The following is a 4,610-nucleotide window of genomic DNA, read 5'->3' as shown; positions in this document are numbered from 1 at the left end:
CCCGGCGCAGCCGGTCGCGGCCGGCTGCGCCGGGCGAGGCGCCGAAGCCGCCGCCTCGCCCGGTTCGCGTCCCTGCACTTGACGCGCGCGCAACTCGCGCGCCGCCTCATCGGTGGGTTTTCCGCTCATCCCCATAGCGACCTGCCTGATTCCCGCACATGACTGAAATAACGTTCGCCGATCCGGTTCGACAACTCCCAGGCGGCCCGGCTGACCGATTGCAGGCGCTCCAGCAGCACGGCGTGACGGCCGTCCTCGTCGGTCTCGCAGAGCGCGTGCAGCGACCAGGCGCCGATCTCGGGCATGGTCTCCGACAGCTCCGAGAGCGCATAACCCTCGCCGTGCTCGACCTTGGTCAGGCGCCCCTGCATCTTCTGCACCACCCAGGCCAGCGAGCGCGGATTGTCGCCGTTCAGCACCACCAGCGACAGCAGCGGCGCCACGTCGAAGCCGCGCTGGAACTGCGAGCGGAACGTGATGGTGCTGTCGAACAGCTCCAGCACCAGCTCGAAGCCGTCCTGCTTGGTGACGGCGCCGTCCTCGAAGGCGAAGCGCAGCACGCTGGCGAGGAAATCGACGCGATCGATCTGGCGGCCGATCGACAGCAGGCGCCAGCCGTCGTCGCGCGTCATGTTGTCGGTCTGCGCGCCGGTGATCGCCGAGAGCAGCAGGTTGAGCCGGTCGAGCATCTGCAGCGCGGCATTGCCGAGCTGTTCCTCGGGCTCGTCCTCGCCGTTGGTGGGCTCGTCGAACAACTGGGTGGCATCGTCGATCAGCCGCCACTGGTCGCGCGAGAGCCGCTCGCGGATCGCCGCGGCCGCGCCGCGCATGCCGAGCACGCAGGCCGCGATGCCCGAGCCGCGATCGGCGCGCCGCGACAGCGCGCGCGCCAGCGTCTGCTGGAACTCGCGCGGCGACACCGCGGCCGATTGCGTCTCGGCCGGGATCAGCCCGTTCTCGCGGCACAGCGCGTCGAGCAGTTCGAGATGCGCGGGGCTGTCGACGTCGTCCTCGCCGCGCAGCCGCTCGAAGGCGGCGCGCGCCAGGCGCGTCAGGTTGGCGGCGCGCTCGGTGTAGCGGCCCAGCCAGAACAGGTTCTCGGCGGCACGGCTGGAGATCGTGCGCGGCCGCGCCACCAGGTCGTCGGGGCCGAGATGCGTCTGCAGCAGCGTGGTCGGGTCGATCGCGCCTTCGGTGATGACCCAGGTGTCGACGCTGCTGCCGCCGCGCGGCATCGGCGCGTTGAACAGCTCGTCGCGCGTGCCGACCCGCGACAGCCCGCCCGGCAGCACGCGCCAGGAGCCGGTGCCGTCGGCCAGCGCGAACACGCGCAGCAGCAGCGGCTTGGGCACGATCCGCGCGCCGCCCTCGTAGCCCTGCGCGCTGCTCGGCCAGGTCGGCGCCTGCGAGGGCGGCAGGTCCGACTGCACCACGTAGTGGGCCGGATTGGCGAGGATCCGCGCGCGCCATTCGAGCAACTGCTGGTGGCTCAGCCGCGCGCCGATGACCGGGTCGAAACGCCCGCCCGCCTGCGCCAGCGGCGGATAGGCGGGCTTGATGATGGAGCGCGCCAGGAGCGGCAGCGCGTCGGCGCAGGCGGCCGCCTCGCCGCACCACCAGGTGGGCAGCGCCGGCAGCTCCAGCGTCTCGCCGAGCAGGCTCTCGGCCAGCTTGGGCAGGAAGCCGAGCACGCCCGGCGATTCGAGGAAGCCCGAACCCGGCGCATTGGCCAGCAGCACGTTGCCGGCGCGCACCGCCTGCAGCAGGCCCGGCACGCCGAGCATCGAATCGGGGCGCAGCTCGAGCGGGTCCAGCCATTCGTCGTCGACGCGGCACAGGATGCCGTGCACCGGCTCCAGCCCGCTCAGCGTCTTCAGGTAGACGTGCTGGTCGCGCGCGGTCAGGTCGCCGCCTTCCACCAGGGTCAGGCCGAGATAGCGCGCCAGGTAGGCGTGCTCGAAATAGGTCGGCGCGTGGCGGCCCGGCGTGAGCAGCACGATGCGCGAGTTCTTCTTGGCCGGGCTCAGGTCCTGCATGCTGTGCAGCAGCGCGCGATAGCTGGCGGCCAGGCGCTGCACGCGCAGGCCGCGGAACGCGCGCGGGAACAGCCGCGAGACGATCACGCGGTTCTCGAGCAGGTAGCCGAGCCCGGTGGGCCCTTGCGTGTGCTGCGCGACCAGCCGCCAGCGCCCGTCGGGGCCGCGCATCAGGTCGAAGGCGGCCAGGTGCAGCCACATGCCGCCCGGCACGCTGGCGCCGCGCATCGGCCGCAGGTAGCCGGGGTGCCCCGTCACCAGGGCGGGCGGCAGCAGGCCCTGCCTGAGGATGGTCTGCTCGCCATAGACGTCGGCCGTCACGGCGTTGAGCAGGCGCATGCGCTGCAGCACGCCGCGCTCGATGCTGGCCCAGTCGTCGGGCGCGACGATCATCGGCAGCAGGTCGAGCGACCAGGGCCGTGCGGCGCTGCCGCCGGCGTTCTGGTCGTGCAACTGGTAGGCCAGCCCGTTTTCGCGCATGCGGCGCTCGAGCGCCTCGGCGCGGCGGTCGAGGTCGGCGAAGCCGACGCTGCCGAGCTGGGTGAAGAAGTCGCGCCAGACCGGCGCCAGCGCGGCCGTCTGCAGGGCCGCCGCGCCGCCGCGCAGCTCGTCGTAGCGGCCGGTCACGGCCGGCGCGGCCAGCGCCGCGCCGAGCTCGGCGGCGTCCTGGATCGATCCTGTGTCGAAGAGCGTATGCATGGCGTCGTCGGCGCTCAGATCGTCGATAAATTGGGGAAGCACGATGTCGTTTCGTCAGCCTGGGCCTGGCGCGAGCAGCGTCGCGGACACCTCGTCCGCGACGCGCGCCGCCCGTCGAGCCCGAATCCTATCATTGCGGACCGACGGGTCCGACCACCTTGGCGGCCGGCTGTCTCCTCCGGTCTTGCCCGCGCATTGTTTTCAATCCCGGCGCAGGTCGAGGGTGAACGGGAATTCCCGGCTCGGCGCGGCCGGCGCCACCTCCATGCGTCCCGGCGTGTGGCCGATCGACACGAAGCGCGCCAGGCGCCGGCTCTCCGCCTCGTAGGCATTGACCGGGAAGGTCGCGTAGTTGCGCCCGCCCGGATGCGCGACGTGGTAGCGGCAACCGCCGAGCGACCGGCTCATCCAGGTATCGACGATGTCGAAGGTCAGCGGCGCGTGCACGCCGAGCGTCGGATGCAGGGCCGAGGGCGGCGCCCAGGCCTTGTAGCGCACCCCCGCCACGTATTCGCCGGCCGTGCCGGTGGGCTGCAGCGGCAGCGCCCGGCCGTTCACGGTGATCACGTGACGGTTGTCGTTCAGGCCGCTCACGCGCACCTCGAGCCGCTCCAGCGAGGAATCGACATAGCGCACCGTGCCGCCGACCGCGCCCTCCTCGCCCATCACGTGCCAGGGTTCGAGCGCGCCGCGCAGGCTCAGCTCGATGCCCTTCACCGCCACCTGGCCGAACAGCGGGAAGCGGAATTCGAAATGCGGCGCGAACCAGGCCGCGTCGAACGGGAAACCGGCCTCGCGCATCTCGGCCATCACGTCGTCGAAATCCATCTTCACGAAGGCCGGCAGCATGAAGCGGTCGTGCAGCGCGGTGCCCCAGCGCGTCAGCGAGGTCGTGTAGGGACGATCCCAGAAACGCGCCACCAGCGCGCGCAGCAGCAGTTGCTGCACCAGGCTCATGCGCGCGTGCGGCGGCATCTCGAAGGCGCGCAATTCCAGCAGGCCGAGCCGGCCCGTCGAGGAATCGGGCGAGTAGAGCTTGTCGATGCAGAACTCGGAGCGATGGGTGTTGCCGCTCACGTCGATCAAGAGGTTGCGCAGCACCCGGTCGACCAGCCAGGGCGGCATGTCCTGCCCGTGAAGCAGCTTGTTGCGCTCGATCTCCTTGAAGGCGATGTCGAGCTCGTAGACCTGGTCGTTGCGTGCCTCGTCCACCCGCGGCGCCTGGCTGGTCGGCCCGATGAACAGGCCCGAGAACAGGTAGGACAGCGAGGGATGGTTGTGCCAGTAGGCGATCAGGCTGGCCAGCAGGTCGGGCCGGCGCAGGAACGGGCTGTCGGCCGGCGTCGCGCCGCCCAGCACGAAGTGGTTGCCGCCGCCGGTGCCGACATGGCGGCCGTCGATCATGAACTTCTCCGACGACAGGCGCGTGCGCCAGGCCGCGTCGTAGAGGAATTCGGTCTGCTGCACCAGCTGCCGGAAATCGTGCGCCGGGTGGATGTTCACCTCGATCACGCCCGGATCGGGCGTGACCTGCAGCACCGCCAGGCGCGCGTCGCGCGGCGGGGCGTAGCCTTCCAGCACCAGCTTCACGCCGAGCGAGCGGGCGGTCAGCTCGACCGCGGAAAGCAGGTCGAGATAATCCTCCAGCGCGGCCAGCGGCGGCATGAACAGGTAGAGCACGCCGTGGCGGACCTCGGCGCACAGCGCGGTACGCGTGATCCAGGCGGCCGATTCGAAGCGATCGGGGTAGCGGTTCGCGGCGGTGTCGTGCGAGGCGCGGGCGGCGCCCTCGCCGGCCGGTTCGCCGAACTCGCCGCGGCCGGCCTGGTCCCGCGCATCCAGCGGCGACTGCAGCGCCGTGCGCGGCGCGGCGGC

General features: G+C 71.5%; 2 protein-coding genes. Both read right to left on the bottom strand.

The features are described from left to right. Positions 1-125: 125 nt before the first annotated feature. Positions 126-2,735, bottom strand: coding sequence for a circularly permuted type 2 ATP-grasp protein (locus F3J10_RS34410; RefSeq protein ID WP_029949993.1), 2,610 nt, complete (start codon positions 2,733-2,735; stop codon positions 126-128). Positions 2,736-2,936: 201 nt separating this feature from the next. Then, positions 2,937-4,610: transglutaminase family protein (locus F3J10_RS34405; RefSeq protein ID WP_240155797.1), on the bottom strand; the 1,674-nt coding region annotated here is incomplete at its 5' end.

The sequence above is a fragment of the Burkholderia sp. Cy-637 genome, assembly GCF_011753175.1.
Lineage (GTDB): Bacteria > Pseudomonadota > Gammaproteobacteria > Burkholderiales > Burkholderiaceae > Burkholderia > Burkholderia gladioli.
The sequence above is the reverse complement of the archived record's forward strand: the minus strand, read 5'-3'. Positions and strand labels throughout refer to the sequence as shown.

What these genes read in the sequence shown, in the direction of transcription:
- F3J10_RS34410 (WP_029949993.1), bottom strand. Translation starts at nt 2,735, where the DNA reads ATGCATACGCTCTTCGACACAGGATCGATCCAGGACGCCGCCGAGCTC.